This is a genomic window from Maribacter antarcticus DSM 21422 (genome assembly GCF_000621125.1).
Classification (GTDB): domain Bacteria; phylum Bacteroidota; class Bacteroidia; order Flavobacteriales; family Flavobacteriaceae; genus Maribacter; species Maribacter antarcticus.
Map to the genome: position 1 here is coordinate 267461 of NZ_KK211214.1, position 18615 is coordinate 286075.

Annotated in this window: 9 protein-coding genes; 5 read left to right on the forward strand and 4 right to left on the reverse strand. The window is 40.5% G+C overall.

The annotated features are described in order from the left end of the window. The 3 genes from Q360_RS24900 to Q360_RS0117635 form a co-directional block, all read left to right on the forward strand. On the forward strand, nt 1-3510 hold a 3510-nt coding region (locus Q360_RS24900), incomplete at its 5' end, for a Calx-beta domain-containing protein (RefSeq protein WP_169734670.1). A gap of 5 nt (nt 3511-3515) precedes the next feature. Beyond that, the gene (locus tag Q360_RS0117630; RefSeq protein ID WP_316931544.1) at nt 3516-4511 is read left to right on the forward strand and encodes a PorP/SprF family type IX secretion system membrane protein; all 996 of its coding nucleotides are present in this window, start codon (nt 3516-3518) and stop codon (nt 4509-4511) included. A gap of 10 nt (nt 4512-4521) precedes the next feature. Continuing rightward, nucleotides 4522-6435 carry an OmpA family protein gene (locus Q360_RS0117635; protein ID WP_027078253.1) on the forward strand — a complete coding sequence of 638 codons (1914 nt, stop codon included), beginning with the start codon at nt 4522-4524 and terminating at the stop codon, nt 6433-6435. A gap of 27 nt (nt 6436-6462) precedes the next feature. Here Q360_RS0117635 and Q360_RS0117640 read toward each other — a convergent pair whose 3' ends face one another. Continuing rightward, on the reverse strand, nt 6463-7713 hold the full coding sequence (locus Q360_RS0117640) for an NRAMP family divalent metal transporter (protein ID WP_027078254.1): 1251 nt from the start codon (nt 7711-7713) through the stop codon (nt 6463-6465). A gap of 36 nt (nt 7714-7749) precedes the next feature. Then, nucleotides 7750-8385 carry a SanA/YdcF family protein gene (locus tag Q360_RS0117645; protein WP_027078255.1) on the reverse strand — a complete coding sequence of 212 codons (636 nt, stop codon included), beginning with the start codon at nt 8383-8385 and terminating at the stop codon, nt 7750-7752. Between the two features lie 283 nt (nt 8386-8668). On the opposite strand from Q360_RS0117645, the gene Q360_RS0117650 reads away from it, so the two are divergent. Further along, nucleotides 8669-12085, forward strand: a complete 3417-nt coding sequence (locus tag Q360_RS0117650) for a methylmalonyl-CoA mutase family protein (RefSeq protein ID WP_027078256.1) — start codon at nt 8669-8671, stop codon at nt 12083-12085. Between the two features lie 210 nt (nt 12086-12295). On the opposite strand, the gene Q360_RS0117655 is transcribed toward Q360_RS0117650, so the two are convergent. Further along, nucleotides 12296-13627 carry a Gfo/Idh/MocA family oxidoreductase gene (locus tag Q360_RS0117655; RefSeq protein WP_027078257.1) on the reverse strand — a complete coding sequence of 444 codons (1332 nt, stop codon included), beginning with the start codon at nt 13625-13627 and terminating at the stop codon, nt 12296-12298. A 3-nt stretch (nt 13628-13630) separates the two neighbouring features. Continuing rightward, nucleotides 13631-15037 (reverse strand): 3-keto-disaccharide hydrolase, encoded by a 1407-nt coding sequence (locus Q360_RS0117660; RefSeq protein ID WP_036196276.1) that lies wholly within the window; start codon nt 15035-15037, stop codon nt 13631-13633. Between the two features lie 728 nt (nt 15038-15765). On the opposite strand from Q360_RS0117660, the gene Q360_RS0117665 reads away from it, so the two are divergent. Then, nucleotides 15766-18615 (forward strand): TonB-dependent receptor, encoded by a 2850-nt coding sequence (locus tag Q360_RS0117665; RefSeq protein WP_245603285.1) that lies wholly within the window; start codon nt 15766-15768, stop codon nt 18613-18615.

Below are 18615 nucleotides of genomic sequence, written 5' to 3' on the forward strand. Positions count from 1 at the left end.
GACGATTCGGATGCGATTAGCATCGACAACCTTACCTTATCTGAAGGCGATGCGTCCACAACGGCATTTACTTTTACAGTCAGTGTGGATGGCGGTGGCAATGCCGCGTCGGACATCGACTTCGTTTATAATACGGCTAATGGTACTGCGACTCTAGCGGATAGTGATTATGTTGCGGTTTCTGGTGGCAGCGGTACAATCACCGCTGGCACCCCGAGCACGACGGTAACGGTGCAGGTTAACGGAGACACGAATGTGGAGGGCATCGAGAACTTTTTGGTCAACCTGAGCGCACCTGTTAACGGGACGATTACCGATGGGCAAGGGGAAGGTACGATTACCAATGACGATTCCGATGCGATTAGCATCGGCAATGTGAGTTTAACGGAAGGGAATACAGGTACTAAGAACTTTACATTTACAGTCAGTGTAGATGGCAGCGGCAATGCCGCGTCTAACATCGGCTTCACCTATAACACGGCTAATGGTACTGCGACTCTAGCGGATAGTGATTATGTTGCGGTTTTAGGCGGTAGCGGTACGATCACCGCTGGCACCCCGAGTACGACGGTAACGGTGCAGGTGAACGGTGATACTAAAATCGAGGGCACCGAGAACTTTTTGGTCAACCTGAGCGCACCTGTCAATGCAACCATAACCGATGCCCAAGGGGAGGGCACGATTACGAACGACGATATTGCTATAATCAGCATCAACGACCCGACACCAGTAAACGAGGGTGATACGGGGACAGCGACACTAAACTTTACAATAACTATAGATACTTCCGACCCTGCCAATGATATAACGGTTGAATATCTGATAAGCGGAGGTAATGAAGACGGCATTAGTGATTTTTTGACTTTTTTGGCAGGTACGAATACATTTTCCCAACAGGTGCCTGTGACCACTAATGGAGATACTGGTGTTGAGGCGGACGAAGACATTAGTGTTTCCCTGAGTGTCCCAAGCGCGAACGCCACTATAAGTACGACCGATAACATTGGTACGAGCAGCTTTACCGATGATGACGCAGCCGGCTTGGTCATTAATGATATTTTTGTAAATGAACAAGACGGTACGGCAACATTTACGATTACCCTAAACGGGAACACTTTTTTTGAGACAACGGTGACCTATCAAACCAGTGATGACACCGCAGTTTCAGGAGAAGATTATACAGCCACGTCTTCATCGGTGACTTTTGTAGCGGGAAATAATCAAACCAGGACCATAAGCATCCCTATTATTGACGATTCTTTGTTGGAATCTGACGAAACATTTTTTGTTAACCTTATTTCTTCCGGCAGTCCTTTCATTTCTATTATTGATCCCCAAGGAATCGCCACTATTGAAGATGACGATAATTGTTTGGCTGCTCCAATATTAGATACAGATGTTTCTACACTTTATTGCGTTACTTCTGCAACTAGTGTAATTGCTGCTAATCTTTATGATTATACAAATACAGAAGCTCCAGGAGTATCTGTATTGACATGGAGCCCAGATTCTAACCCATTAAATATCGGATCCCATTTATCGCTTGACGAAGCACAGAAAATTCCTACTCCGGCTTCTTATTATGGATTCTTCTATGATGTAGCGAATAACTGTGCAAGTGAAACTATTGAAGTGCAGATTGTGCGCAATATTATTCCAACCTTAACGGTGTTGAATTTTGAAAGATGTGGTCCAGGAACCGTTTTGTTAAGTGCCAACTCTAGTGTTGGGGCTACCATAAATTGGTATGAAGCTAGTGATGCAGATACGCCAATAGCCTCTGGTCCAGAATATTCTACTCCAGAGTTAACACAAACAACTTCTTTTTTTGCCGAAGCAACAAGAGGTGGTTGTTTCTCGGTACGCGAGGAAATTATAGTGACCGTAGGGAATCAATCCAGCACGGGAACCGCCACAAATGGTGCCGTATGCAATATTACTACCAATGGTCCAACCATTACCGATTTGGATGACAGATTAACAGGCGCAAGTACAGGTGTTTGGAGCGTAAAAACCGACATGTCAAATTCCGTGACTATCAACGGTAATAATGAAGTAAACTTTGCCGGACTCATTTCTGGGGACTATGTCTTTACCTTTACTACCACCGATTTTACAGCACCCTGTACTGCGGAAACAGTAGATATTATTATATCGGTAAGCGATTGTAATACGGATGATGATTTAGATGGTCTTGTAACTGGACAAGAAGTGGCTTTGGGAACTGACCCTGATAATCCAGATACCGATGGTGATGGTATTGAAGATGGTGTTGAGGTGGGCTCAGATATAAATAACCCTTTGGATGAAGATAATGACGGCATTATAGATGCGTTGGATTCAAATATTTTGGATACGGATAGTGATGGGGTAAATGACCAACAAGATCCCGCCAACGAGAATCCCTGTATTCCTAATAATTCAAGTGCAGATTGCCCAGTTGATTTGGAAATAACAAAAACTGCTGACACCCTTGCGGCGCTTATTGGTGATGTGGTAACTTTTACTATTACGGTTAACAATTTAACGGATAAGGTGGTAGACATAGCTAGCGTAGGAGATTTGTTGGAAAATGGTTTTGAGTATGTTTCCCAATCAGTATCCACAGGGGTCTACGATGAAGTCTCTGGAGAATGGCTGATTGAAAACCTTCCAGCCCTAGGGAGTGCAACCTTAGCTATTGTTGTAACGGTGGTTGAAGGAGGCACGTACACAAATACGGCCCAATTATTAGAATCTACTCCTATAGACGAAAACGCAAGTAATGATGTTTCAGACATCGTGGTCATAGAAACAACCATTATAGAAGGAGTAGATTTGGTCATTACCAAAAATGCTTTAACCGATGTAGCCTTAGTAAATGATGAGGTTGTATATAAAATCACGGTAACCAATGAGTCTGAAAACGATGAAGTCTCGCAAGGTGCAATATCACAAATAATCATTAACGACGCGTTTGACCCAATTTCTGTAAATTTTGATATTATAAGTTCAAGTTTGGACAAGGGAACTTTTGACGAAGCTACAGGAGATTGGAGTATTCCCCAACTAGCTTTAAACGAGACTGCTACTTTGTTCATCACAATAAAAGTTTTAGAAATAGGGGAAATACTAAATACTGCAAGTTTGGCTAGGTCATCACCTCGTGATGGAGATGTTATAAATAATATAGCCACGGTAAGTGTTTCTGTTATTGAAAAAACAGCTGCATTTCCGGGGTTCTTATACAATCAGTTTTCACCGAACGGTAATGGCCAGAACGAAATTTTGCGAATAAATCTAACAAATCCACAAACGGGAATCGATGTTTCTATCAATTATAACATCGTTATTTTTGATCGCTATGGAAGTCAGATTTTTGAAATAAGTAAAGTGAACGACGGGGATGTCTGGGACGGCACCTATAAAGGTAAGGAAGCGCCTAAAGGCACCTATTTCTATGTAATGAAGTACATTCTAGATGGTGCCGCCGAAGTGACGGAAAAAGGTTGGATTCAGTTGATTAGATAAAAGCAATGATGCATACTTTACATTTTAAATTGAAATATACTTTTATACCCTGTTTGCTTTTTATGCTTTGCTCGGTAACGACCGTCGTGTTTGGGCAAAAGGAGCCACAGTACACGCAATATATGTACAATATAGGTAGTTTTAATCCTGCTTATGTGGGTACGGTTGAAACTCCAGAATTGACTGCGCTTTATAGGGCGCAATGGATAGACATTCCGGGTGCTCCTAGAACTATTCGATTTGGGGCGAACCTCCCTTTAAGTAATGAAAAAATGGGTTTGGGTATCAATATTGTTAATGATGGACTAGGTCCTGTTACGCAAACATATGCGGATATTTCATATTCCTATCAAGTAAAAGTGACAGATAAGACCAAGTTGTCTTTTGGAATTGACGCTGGCGGTTCATTTTTGAATGTTGATTTTAGCAAAGGCACCTTCGAAAACCCAGGAGAGCCACTGAGTCTGGAACGTATTAATAATTTCTATCCTACGGTAGGCGCTGGTACCTTTATGTACGGAGATCGGTGGTATATTGGTGCTTCCGTTCCAAACTTTCTTACACAAGGTATTTATAACGACGAAGTAGCCACTGTTGTAGAAGATAAATTACAGTTCAATTTTATTGGTGGATATGTGTTTAATCTATCCGATGGTTTAAAGTTTAAACCTGCCTTTCTAATAAATTCATTGGGAGGTGCTCCCCTTAACATCAATCTATCAAGTAATTTTTTAATATCTGATGTGTTTACGGCTGGTATTTCTTATCGGGTGGAGAATGCGTTTAGCGGTCTTGCAGGATTTCAAATATCAGACAGTATGTTCGTAGGATACTCTTACGACTATAATACAAATCCGTTAGGAGAATTTAATCAAGGTTCCCATGAGGTAATACTTAAATTCTACTTAGGTAGAGGTGGTAGCAGTTCAAATTCAAAGAAAGACAAAAACGGAAACTCAAAAGGGAAACCAAAACAAATAGATTCCCCAAGATTCTTTTAAATAGCAACAGATGAAATGGAACATATTCCTTATTTTTTTTAGTACTGCGACCTTCCTGTGTCTTGGTCAGGAAAACAGGTCTAAAGGAGATAACTACTTTTATGCCTATGAATACCAAAATGCGATTGAAGCCTATACCAAACAACGCTTAAAGCATCCGTTGAGCGATTCCCAAAATCTAAATCTTGCAGATGCCTATTTTAAGATGGAATCTTATAAGAATGCGTCAAAACTTTATTTGGAGGGCAACAAGAAAGACACCACTATGTCTGTTCATAGGTTTAATAAAATGTTACAAAGCCTTACCAGAACCAGCGATAAAGAGCGGGTAATCACTTTTTTGAGAACCAAGTCTACAGTGCTTTCATCGGAATTAATAGAAAACTCAAGCTTTAATTACGAGCTTATGGAAGGCGGTAAGGGTAATCTTCATTTTAATCTTTTTAATGTTCCTATAAATAGTCCGCAAGCAGATACGTCACCTGCATTTTATAAGGATGAACTCTTATTTAGTAGTAGCCGCTTTGGGGATGCTAAAAACACATATATACCCACAGGGGAATCTTACCTAGACATTTATGCCGCTTCAATTGATGAAAATGGAGCTGTCAACAATGCTTCGACTTTTTCGAAAATTCCATTTTCTGAATTCCATAAATCCACGCCATATTATTCGGTTGAATTACAAAATATTTTCTATATCCTTTCCAATACCGAAGATGATGAAATGGCCTTTGATGATAATGGAAAAAATGCCTTGTCATTAGGTATGCTAGATAAGAGCGGTGGTTTTAGATTTCTTTTACGGGATTTGAGTACATCGTTTTACTATCCTTTTTTTGATGCTGAAAGTAATCGCCTTTACTTTTCAGCAAATTTTGATGATAGTTACGGCGGTACAGATATTTATTATGTGACTACCAACAACGGACAGATTATGTCCGCTCCAACAAATCTAGGTCCTAGAATAAACTCTCCGGGAAATGAAATTTCACCTTACCTCTTTAAAGGTGATTTTTATTTTTCTTCTGATGTTTTTTATGGCTTAGGAGGCATGGATGTGTACAAGTCTAATATAACGTTGGATAGCGGTTATAGTATTCCGGTGAATCTGGGTAAAGGGATTAACACGCCTAAAGATGATTTTGGGTTCATTATCAAGGAAAGTGGTGAAGACACGTATTTAGGCTATTTGGCATCGAACAGAGAGGGTGGTAAAGGGGGAGACGATATTTACGGATTTAAAATTAATGGCATTCCTGGCCTAAAGACTTTTGCTTTAAGAGGGAAGACTCTAAATTCATCTTCCAATGATGGAATTAGTCAGGTTCAGATTACTGTTCTAAACACAACAGGAGAGATAATTAAAGAATTATCTTCCAAGGAGGCTGGTGCTTTTTCCTTAGAAATTCCTTGGCAGGAAGGAATTACAATTAAGGCTTCCAAAGAAAAGCATTCCATGTTTTCTATGAGCTTAACCCCGGAACAAATGAGGGATTTAAAAGGTGTTCTGTTTAACATTGGTTTCGAGGTATTTGATGACCTTGTGGAGGAAAAAGAGGGTCAGAAAGTAATAAAACTTAGTGAGTTCTATTTTGACAAGGGTAAAAGTGTAGTCAATGCAGCTATTGCTTTAGAGTTAGATAAAGTGGTGGAGATGGCGCGAAAGTTTCCAGAAATACGACTGGCGATAGCTACCCATACTGACAGCAAAGGCAGCTCTTCAAGTAATTTAAAGCTTTCCCAGAGCAGGTCTAAGGCTATACAATCGTACTTGATTAAAAAAGGTGTTTCTCAGACTACTATAGTTGAAGCTTTGGGTTATGGAGAAGAAAAATTGACTAACAATTGCGTAAACGGAGCATATTGTTTGGATTTTCTACATAAACAGAACGAACGTACCTTTATAAAGATAGTGCGTTGATAAATCATAATTTGTAATAGGTTTCAACTAGAAAATGACCACATAGAAATAGTACAAAGAAAAACAGGATAAAAACACAATTCCTAAGTAGGTCAAAACTCGTAATTTTTTGTTTGGTCTATGTTCCAGAGGAATGTCGTTACTCATGACATTCTTTAAGTTCATGTAACCTATGATTGGGGCTACTACAAAAGAAACAAACGTTGCGAGAGCCACAAGATTTCCCATATTTGCTCCGAACGCAGCTATAACTATAAAATTGATAACTGCCAATACGACCACTCCAATCGCAAAGTTCACCTTGGTGTTTATTGAGGGTTTATTGTGTCTCAGTAAACCTATGATATCCAAACTAACTCTAGTTACGGCATCGTGGGCCGTCATGCAGGTACTGAACATGGTGGCAAAGGCCGAAACGGCAATAAATAGATAGGCCCATGCCCCAATGTGAGTTGTAAATAGCTGCACCACCTGATCCGCAAAATTAACGGCATTACCACTGAGAACAGTATTGGTCCCATAAAGTGTAAACCATCCTATAGTCATAAAGAATAGTGCTAGGATACCCGTTAGAATATACCCTAGGTTAAACTCTTGAAGGGATTGCTTTAAAGAAGGTTTTTCTTGGTTTTTCCATTTTTCAATACTCCACAGACTTACCCAGCTAGAGGCTTCTACAGTGGTGGGCATCCACCCCATGAGGCCAATAAGAAATAAAATCCCTACTTCGTTGAAGATTGGTGTAGGCCTAAAGTCTGCAACGGTTTCTACCTGTCCTTGAAAAACCACTAAGGCGGTAGTAATGATCAATGCTATAAACAGAATGCTGACCACAAATTTTAAGCTTATTTCAAGAAATTTATATTTACCTATGATTAACAAGCCACTTATAAGCACAAATAGACCTAAGGCAATGGAGCTTATCGCTATAGCATCAATTTTAAAAAGGTTAATAAACAGACCGGCAGTTACCGTGTATAAGGCGGCAAGGATGGTAAAGGTGGTTACCAAGGTAATTGCCGTGTAGAACAACAGGTATCCTTTGCCTCTGTTTAGGTACCCTTCAATAAGGGTTTTGTTGGTAATGCTAGTGTAGCGTACCCCAAACTCGAAAAATGGATATTTTAAGACATTTGCTAAAATTATAGGAATAACCATAAGCCAGCCATATTGTGCACCCGCTTTGGTAGAGAGTACCAAATGTGAGGTTCCAATGGCCATGCTTGCAAATAGAAGGCCTGGCCCTAGGTTTTTTAGAAGTGCTTTTGTCTTGGACATGGGTTTTAATTTAATGTTTATGATGCAGGAAATGAGTTATTCAATGGTGATTTTATCTCCGTAAAATCGTGGTTGTACTTTTAGTGCGAGATCTAAAAATACTTTTACTCTTGCAAAATATTCCCGAAGTTGAACGCGTATTCCGGATTCGAAGGCAATATCCGTTGCATTAAAACCAATGGCTTTTAATCCTTTTTTTTCAGCGATATAGATAGCTCTTTCGTTATGAAATTTTTGAGATATGACCGTAACTTGGGTAAGCCCGAATACTTCTTTGGCTCGTACCATGGAGTCTAAGGTTCTGAAGCCCGCATAGTCTAAAAAAATATACTCTTCTGGAATTCCCTTAGCAACCAAATCTTTTTTCATGGTGGTGGGCTCGTTGTAGTAAATACTTCCATTATCACCGCTTACTAGGATGAAATTTATTTTGTTCGCATTATACAGGGCAACGGTAGCCGAGATTCTATTTTCATAATATGGGTTGGGTTGACCTCCTATTATTCTTTTAGAAGTTCCCAGTATCAGCCCAACCTGATTTTTTGGAATTTCTGAAGTGCTACTGTAGGTTTTTCCTTCTGCAAACGAGTTGATGAGGGAGTTACAGATTAATAAGGCTAAAAGGGGAACTGAAACTAAAACAATCCCAATTCTTAGTAGTTTTTTTCGCATACAAAAGCCTTATTGTCCTAAAGGCAGGAAAATGAAGTCATACCTCTAAGAGCTACAATGATACCATTGTTTTACTTTTTTAGGAAACAATTGTCTTCCTAAAATTATAGGAACCCTAAGCTTTTTATTAAAATCATGCTTTTCTTTTGTTTAAAGTAGTGATTCTGCTTAAAATCTCTACTATTTTAAAAAATACCAGGGTATTATTCACATGTGTTGACTTTATTGACTAACGAGAAAAGTCTTAAATTTGAGAGAGTCCGGTAATTCTAAATCCTTAATAATGAAAAATATAGCCGCTTACAAGCCTGTTCATAAAATAAGAATTGTGACGGCTGCTTCGTTGTTTGATGGGCATGATGCGTCCATCAATATCATGCGAAGAATAATTCAGTCTACTGGCGTGGAGGTTATTCATTTGGGACATGATCGTAGCGTTGGGGAGGTTGTGAATACCGCCATCCAAGAGGATGTGAACGCTATTTGTATTACATCGTATCAAGGAGGTCATAACGAATATTTTAAATACATGTATGATCTGCTCAAAGAGCGAGGCAGTGAACATATCAAAATATTTGGAGGTGGTGGAGGTGTCATTCTTCCACAGGAGATTAAGGAATTAATGGACTACGGTATCTGCCGCTTGTACTCCCCAGATGACGGTAGGGAAATGGGATTACAGGGAATGATTAATGATTTGGTACAGCAATCGGACTTTCCAGTTGGTGATAATATCCATAACGAGGCTGAAAGGCTTCCCGAAAAGAATCATAAGGCCATAGCCAAACTTATTTCTGCAGCAGAAAATTTTCCGGATTTGGCTAAAAATGCATTAGCATCGGTTGCCCTTGCGGCGGCCGACTCTAAAACTCCTGTTTTGGGAATTACGGGTACGGGAGGATCGGGTAAGTCCTCTTTGGTAGATGAATTAGTGAGACGCTTCCTAATGGATTTCCCAGAGAAAACCTTGGGAATTATATCCGTTGATCCTTCTAAAAGAAAAACTGGTGGCGCACTCTTGGGCGATAGGATTCGTATGAACGCTATTAATGATTCTAGAGTCTATATGCGGAGCTTGGCTACGAGGCAATCCAATCTAGCCCTATCTAAGCATGTGAACAAAACAGTGGAAGTATTAAAGGCGTCCCATTTCGATTTGATTATTCTGGAAACTTCTGGTATTGGTCAGTCCGATACCGAAATTATAGAACACAGCGATGTATCGCTCTATGTGATGACACCCGAATTCGGCGCCGCTACCCAGTTGGAGAAAATAGATATGTTGGATTTTGCTGATTTGGTGGCCATTAACAAGTTTGATAAAAGAGGTGCCTTGGATGCGCACCGCGATGTAAAGAAACAATACATGCGAAATCATAATCTTTGGGATACCAAACAAGACGACTTGCCCGTTTTTGGCACCATTGCGTCCCAGTTCAATGACCCAGGGATGAACCGTTTGTACAGCGCAGTATTGGGCGAGTTAGTAGGAAAATCAAAAGCACCATTGCTTTCTTCTATTGATTTTTTATCTGGTTCCTCGGAAAAAATCTATGTGATACCACCGGCCCGAACACGCTATCTTTCTGAAATAGCCGAAAGCAATAGGTCTTATGACGCTAATGTGGTAACACAGGCACAAACGGCACAAAAGCTCTATGGTATGTATAAGACCTTGGAATCGGTAAGTGGACAGCTTCCTGAGTTAACGGTGCAAGGCTTGGAAATGGAAACCGACGCTAAGCGAACAAACGGTGCATCTGATCTTTGTACGCTTTTATTGGCAGAGTTCGATAGCGTAAAGCTGAATTTAGATCCTTACAATTGGAAATTGATACTGGAATGGCAGGATAAAGTAGCCCGATATAAAAATCCTATTTATACATTTAAAGTACGTGATAAGGAATTAAAAATAGATACCCACACCACATCGCTTTCCCATTCGCAAATACCAAAAATCGCACTGCCAAAATACGAAGCTTGGGGAGATTTATTGAAATGGATATTACAGGAGAATGTGCCAGGGGAATTCCCTTTCGCAGCCGGACTATATCCATTTAAAAGAACGGCAGAAGATCCTACAAGAATGTTTGCAGGGGAAGGAGGACCGGAACGTACCAACAGAAGGTTTCATTATGTAAGTGCGGGACTTCCTGCAAAAAGATTATCCACCGCTTTTGATAGCGTTACCCTTTACGGGAACGACCCAGACTATAGACCGGATATCTACGGAAAAATTGGAAATGCAGGGGTAAGTGTTTGCTGCTTGGACGATGCCAAAAAACTCTATTCTGGTTTCAACTTGGCCGACCCTATGACATCGGTAAGCATGACGATTAATGGTCCTGCACCTATGCTGCTGGCCTTTTTTATGAATGCCGCCATAGATCAGCAATGCGAGTTATATATTTTGGATAAAGGACTGGAGCAAACGGTGACAAAGAAAATCAAGGCCATGTATGCCAATGCTGAAAGGCCCAAATACCATGGCGATTTACCTGAAGGAAATGATGGCTTGGGCTTACTCCTTTTAGGGGTTACGGGAGATCAGGTATTGCCAAAAGAAGTCTATCAACAAATAAAAATTAAAACGCTATCTGAAATCAGGGGTACGGTACAAGCTGATATTCTAAAGGAAGATCAAGCCCAGAATACTTGTATTTTTTCGACTGAATTTGCCCTCCGACTCATGGGCGATGTACAGGAATATTTTATTACCAATGCAGTGCGTAATTTTTATTCGGTTTCCATTTCTGGCTACCATATCGCAGAGGCAGGTGCTAACCCAATTACGCAATTGGCATTGACCTTGTCTAATGGTTTTACCTTTGTAGAATATTACCTTTCTAGAGGGATGGATATCAATGCCTTCGGGCCCAATTTATCCTTTTTCTTCTCCAATGGTATAGATCCTGAATACGCGGTCATAGGTCGTGTTTCCAGAAAGATTTGGGCCAAGGCCATGAAATATAAATACGGAGCAAACGAAAGGGCGCAAATGTTGAAATACCACATTCAGACCTCAGGTAGGAGTTTGCATGCCCAAGAAATAGATTTTAACGATATACGTACGACCTTGCAGGCATTATATGCTATTTACGATAATTGTAATTCATTGCATACCAATGCCTACGATGAGGCTATTACCACGCCAACTGAGGATTCTGTAAGAAGGGCGATGGCTATACAATTGATTATCAACAAAGAGCTGGGTCTTACCCAAAACGAAAACCCGCTACAAGGTTCTTTTATTATTGAGGAGCTGACCGATTTGGTTGAGGAAGCTGTACTATTGGAGTTTGATAGGATTACGGAAAGGGGAGGCGTACTGGGCGCCATGGAAACCATGTACCAACGCAATAAAATTCAAGAAGAAAGCTTGCATTATGAAACACTAAAACACAATGGCGATTTTCCTATTATTGGGGTTAACACCTTCTTGAGTTCCAAGGGTTCTCCTACTATTTTGCCGGATGAGGTCATTAGGGCCACCACCGAAGAAAAGGAATATCAGATTAAAACATTGGAGCATTTGCACAATAGGGAAAACCAAGTTGCTTTATTGGAAGCACTTCAAAAAAAGGCCATGGCCAACGAGAATGTTTTTGAGGAGCTTATGGAAGTAGCGAAATACTGCTCCCTAGGTCAGATAACCAATGCACTCTTTGCTGTTGGTGGCCAGTATCGTAGGAATATGTAAGTGTGCTTTGATGTGTATTGCCCTTAGTGTCTTTAATGCTCAATATTAGTGATTTAAATTAAACCAACCATGCTAACCGTACTGCCACGAGGCAAGCAACATGAAGCAATCTGTTTATTGATTTGAATAAAAGGAACAGTTTGCTTCGTGCCTCCCAAAGGTGCTAAAAATATTCTTTTTAGAATACCTCAAACAAAAATCAAAATATGTTTACAACTTTGGCTCCCAGCCTTTAGCGTATTCTCTTTTCCAGCTTTTCATTACTTTTTCATTGTTAAGTACTTTTCCTGTCTTTTGGTCTATTTTTAAAGTTTCGCCTGCATCCTGGGCCATGTTGCCTAGGTGGCATAGCATGGTTGAAATGCTTGCGTCGTTAATCTCTGCATGCAAGGAGGTATCCCGCCGTATGGCATCAAAAAAGTTACCTACATGGTCTACGTCCAGGTTTCCTTTCCCCCTCGTATTCGTTGTAGCGCTTTGGGCTTTTTCAAATTCAAACTTGAGGGAATTTCCTTGTAAATCGAATTGTTTGTAGAAATTTCGATCTAATTGTATAATTCCTTTGCTTCCATAAATGGTTACACCACGGCCTGGTTGTTCTGGCATAATGACACCGCGACTATGGCCTGTCCAAGTAATAAATTTGTTATCTGGATATTTAAAGGTGACCTGTTGGTTGTCTACAAATTCCCAGTCATCGTCAAAGGTGTATTTTCCACCAAAGGAAGTTACACTTTCCGGTAAATCGACACCTAATGCCCAGCGACAAATATCAACCTCATGGGTTCCGTTGTTGTGCATTTCGCCAGTTCCCCAAGTTTTGAACCAATGCCAGTTATAAGGGTGTATATTGTCCCTGTAGGACTCTCGTGGTGCGGGGCCTTGCCATAGGTCCCAATCTAATGTTTTTGGAACAGCAATTTCGTTTCCCTTTCCAATAGATCCACGGTTGTTGGAATAGTAGGCCTCTCCCTTGTAAACTTCGCCAATTTCTCCCGCTCTAATATCTTCAATAGCCTGTATGGACGTTAGGGCAGAACGCTGCTGGTTACCCATTTGTACCTTTTTGCTGTATTTGTTCTGCGCAGCGACCAAGAGGTCGTTCTCATGTGGATTGTGACTACATGGTTTTTCTATATATACATGTTTGCCTGCTTGCATAGCCATTATGGCCATTGGGGCATGCCAGTGTTCTGGAGTGGCTATAAATACCGCATCTACATCTTTGTCCTCTAGTATTTTTCTAAAATCCTTTTCCACTTTAGGAACATAACCGATATTCTTTTGGCACCAGATATTATGCGCTTCTATGATGACATCGTCTACATCACAATTGTAGAGAATTTTTGCATTGGTATTGGCATGAATTGCCAATACATGTGCTTTTGCCCTACTACGAACGCCTATGACAGCACAATTAATATGGTCGTTCGCCCCTAATATCCTAGCATTGGCCATCGCAGAAAATGGTAGTCCGCCCAGCGTTAATGCCAAAGAGCCAGCTGTTGTCTTTTTGATGAAATCTCTTCTATTGTTTGTCATGGTCTAGTTGTTGGTTAGTGGCTTTATTTTAATATTCTTAAAACTTACATGGTCTCCGTGGTCCTGTAGCAGAATTTGGCCACTTTCCAATTCCCCAAAATTGGGCCAAGTAAGGTATTTACTTTCGGATACCAGTTTTCTGTAGATATCACTTTTACGTTGGTATTCCAGCACCTTAGCTCCGTTAAGGTAGTGTTCTACTTGATTGTTTTTTGAGATAATATGTGCTGTGTTCCATTCGCCAATAGGATTTGTGGGTTTGTTTACATCGGCTTGGACAAGATCATAGAGTGATGCCACCGTTCTACTACCCTCGTGACTTCCTTTTTTTGCATCAGGATGTTTTTCGTCATCTAAAATTTGATACTCTAGACCAATGGAAGATCCTGAACCTTTGTTCAGTTCCGTATCCACATAATATTTAATACCACTATTTGCGCCTTCGGTCAGTTTAAAATCCAACATTAACTCAAAATCATTATATTTTTCTGTGGTCACAATATCGCCACCTGCAGCAGATTCTTCTCCTCCTGACGATAATACGGTAAGGACACCGCCTTCAATAGCCCATCCTTTTTCTGGGAAATTTTCCGATTTTGCACCTCTCCAGCCCTTGGTCGTTTGCCCGTCCCAAAGCATTTCCCAACCTTGGTCAGACTCGTTTTTGGTTAGTCGGTTTGTATTATTTATTAACGGTAAAGGGCTATTTTGAGCATACCTGTCAAGACTATCCGTGAGTATGCGAATATTTTTCCAAATGATTTCTGTTCCTTCTTTTTGCTCTTTGTTGATGGCGTGCACCTGCAGCCCAATGAATCCGCTGGCGGTTTGGTCATCTACCAAATAGGAAGCTGGAACACCATTAATCCATGTCTTAAGCGTATCCCCTAGCGCTTCTATACGATAGTGGTTCCAGCCGTTTTGTTTGAAGGCTTGTTTTGCTGCGGTGTTTTCATCCGAAAGAGGATGTAACCATCCTCTTCTAGATTCATCATAAATACCAGCGCTCCAAGCCCTGTCTGAAGGGTCTATTTCAATTTGATAGCCATGCACCCTTCCGTTTCTGTAATGGGGATAGCTATTGCTACGTATCTGTATGCCAGAGTTCATACTAGAGTCTACCTTGTATTCCAGTTCCAAGATAAAATCGCCATACATTTTATCCGAAGTAAGAAAAGAGTTTGGCGTGTTGGAGACCGTAGATCCTACAATGGTACCTTCTCTTACTTCGTAGGTAGCTTCACCACCTTTTTGCGTCCATCCGTTCAATGTTTCCCCATCAAAAAGAGAAACCCATGGAGTGTCATCCTTTTCCTGTTCTGCACAGGAATAAAAAAATAAGCTAATCAACACAAGAAGTATAATTGGGCCAAATGTGATAGATGGGATACGATTGGATGTTCTTTTCATTTTAAAAATTCATTTTCGGTTGTCCTAAAGGTATAAATTTTACTGGGAAAAATTTTGATTTCAGACTGTATCAAATTTGATGGACTTCGGGATATCAAAAAAATAGAACGGTTTTAACACGGAGCAAGAATTATTTTAAGGAAATAGATCAGATTCTCTAGTTGAAACCAGTATCTAAATATTGGAGGAGGTCATAGGAGTAGACATGTCTTTTAGATACCGAAACAAAGATTCACCTGTTTTATCAGAACGAAACAAATAGTTAGAAGCTAACCAAAGCTTAGGTTTCTACGCAGCAAATTTTGAGAGTTTCATTTCAAATAAAAAAAGCTATAACAAAAAATCATGTTCATTAAAAATTGTGGGTTGTAGGTAAAGGCAGTGTAAGCTTGTATTATCGAGTAACCTTTTGTTCCTATGTTCAATTGATAATATGGAGTCAACAATAATAAATAGTAGTACAGCCAAGAGCAGTATAGAAGGAGGTAGTTGCCTTTACCATTAGTTCTGAAGTACAAAATATATAGTTCTTGGAGCAGGATAGCAACCCAAGTTGGATAAGGATTTGACTAGGTATCTATGGCTTTATGAAATTCTCAATATTTTGCTTATAACAGTTATAAAAATATAATATATTATGTTAAAATAGACAAAAAAAAGCCATCTTCTTTAACGGTATTACTAGGCTTACTTTTGTATTTTTAGTAAATCAATCAGAACACAACCACATGACAATTCTTTTTAAGTTTCAGAATATAATAGCTTCTCACATACGTTTGTCCTCATTTTCCATAAATATGCATAGGGTAAGAATATTACTTTTTGTCTTCTTTTTTGTAGGAGTATTACCGCTAGCTGGTCAAGAACCTGTTGTTGTGTCAGGCGTATACAACCAGGTATCGCTTGAAGAGGTGATTTTGGATTTGGAGAAAAAAAGTGGCTATAACTTCTTTTTTTTAAAGGATTGGGTCGCTCAGGATTCGGTTACGCTCACGGTTAACAATGAAGCTATTTTTTCCGTTCTAGACAAGGTTTTGGAAGGTACTCCCTTAAACTATCACATACTTGAAAATGAGAAACGCATCATACTGTTGGAAAATACGATTGTATATGATGAATTACCACTGTATTTTTTTGGCAGGGACAGCACCAATGTAAATACTGAAACGACTAGGGGTATTAGAAACGTACCGCCTCCTACCTTTTTTAATGAGGATGTGCGCCAAACACAAAAAGAGTATGCTGTTTCCAGGGTAGGTAAGGCTGATGTTACAAAACTGAAATCAGCGTATATGCTAAATGGCAAAGCTTTTAATGCTAGAACGGGAACGGTTATAGAAGATCTTGCCATTAGGATCAAGGGTACGAATATGTTGAGCGTGACCAATACCCAAGGAGATTTTGAGTTGGAGTTGCCCGCAGGTTATAATGTGTTAAGCATTAGAGCCATGGGAATCGCTTCTACCGAACGTGAAGTAATCATGTACAGTGATGGCAGCCTTAACTTGGTGCTGGAAGAAGGCCTGCAGCAATTAGATGAGGTAGTGGTCGAGGCCGATGCCGCTAAAAACGTGGAAGATGCGATAACAGGGAGTGAGCAAATCGATTCCGAGGAATCTAAAAACATTCCCTTGGTACTAGGAGAGCGAGATGTTTTACAAGTAGCGAAAGCACTTCCAGGCATATCGTCGGCAGGTGAAGGGGCTACAGGCCTAAATGTTCGGGGTGGGAAAACGGACCAGAATCTCGTGCTCTTAGACGATGCTGTGATTTACAATCCACAACACTTTTTCGGTATTTTTCAGGCCTTGAATCCATTTACGACCAAAGGCGTTGATATATACAAAGGAGCCGTACCCTTAGAATTTGGAGGCCGTCTATCCTCTGTTTTTGACATCCGCACAAAAAACGGAAACGTTGAGGAGGTTTCGGGTGAAGCATCTATAGGTCCTGTTACCGCAAATTTAGCCTTAGAAATACCGTTACAAAAAGATAAGTCCTCCTTGGTCGTTGGCGCTAGGGGAGCCTATGCCGATTGGATTTTGCGCTCCCTTGATGACGAATCCCTGAACAATAGCCAGGCCTCTTTCTTTGACGGTATCCTGAAGTACCATAACCGTATGGATGACAACAATGAGGTTAAAGCCACCGCTTATTACAGTCGGGATGCTTTTAGTATCACCTCTGACTCCTTGTATAACTATGATAACCGATTGTTTTCGGCACGCTGGGACCACAGGTATAACGAGAAAACTAATTCCGCCCTTATCGTCGGTAATAGTCGCTATGGTTTCGGAATCGATTTTGATAGTGAGGCCAATACCGATTTTGATCTCGACTATACCATAGAGGAAACGGAACTCAAGTATAAGCTGCGCACCCTGCTTAATGAAAAACATAAATTGGACTACGGTATTTCTACAAAATTCTACGCGGTAAATCCGGGCAGCATACAGCCTACAGGAGGCGATTCCAATGTCACAGCTAATTTTATAGATCAGGAACAGGCCTTGGAAGGTGCACTGTTTGTAGGAGACGAAATTACGCTCAGCGAAAAGCTTCTGGTTAATGTTGGACTACGGTATGCCTTTTTCGCCGCCTTGGGGTCTGGTACCCAGCGTACCTATCAAGATGGGTTACCCAAAAATGAGTCCACCGTATTGGACACCATAAGTTATGGTAGTGGCGATGTGGTAAAAACCTATGGCGGGCCGGAAGCTCGAATTTCTGTACGTTATTTGTTAAAACCGGACTTGTCCATTAAAGCAAGTTTCAATAATTCATATCAGTTCTTGCATACGCTGTCCAATAATACCACAGTCTCGCCTATAGACACTTGGAAGTTGTCCGACCTCAATATAGCGCCCCAGCAAGGGTATCAAGCCTCTTTAGGAATCTATAAGAACTTTAAGAATAATGAGTATGAACTGAGTCTGGAGGGGTACTATAAACGAATGGATAATGTACTTGACTTTAAGACAGGTGCCGACCTGTTCCTGAACGAAAATGTGGAGACGGAAGTGCTTCAAGGTGATGGTAAGGCCTACGGAGTTGAGCTGCTACTGAAAAAGAACAGGGGCGACTTTAATGGTTGGTTGAGCTATACCTATTCCAGAAGTCTATATCGGTTCGATAGTGAGTTTAGCGAGGAACGTGTCAACAACGGGGATTTCTTTGCTTCCAACTTTGATAAGCCACATGATGTAAGCTTAATCACCAACTATAAGTTTAGCAAGCGGTACAGCCTATCGGCCAATTTTGTATACCAGACCGGGCGCCCGGTAACCTATCCCATAGGAACCTTTAGATTCAATAATGCCGATTTTGTTGCCTTTAGTAACCGTAATGAATTTCGAATTCCTGATTTCTATCGGTTAGACCTAGGCTTCAATATTGAGGGCAACCATAAAAAGAACAAACTGGCCCATAGCTTTGTGACCATTTCGGTGTATAATGTACTGGGAAGAAACAACCCCTACTCCGTATTTTTTGTAACCGATAACGGGGAAGTCAAGGCTCTGCAAAGTTCCATATTTGCAGTTCCTATACCTTCTATAACGTATAATTTTAAATTTTAA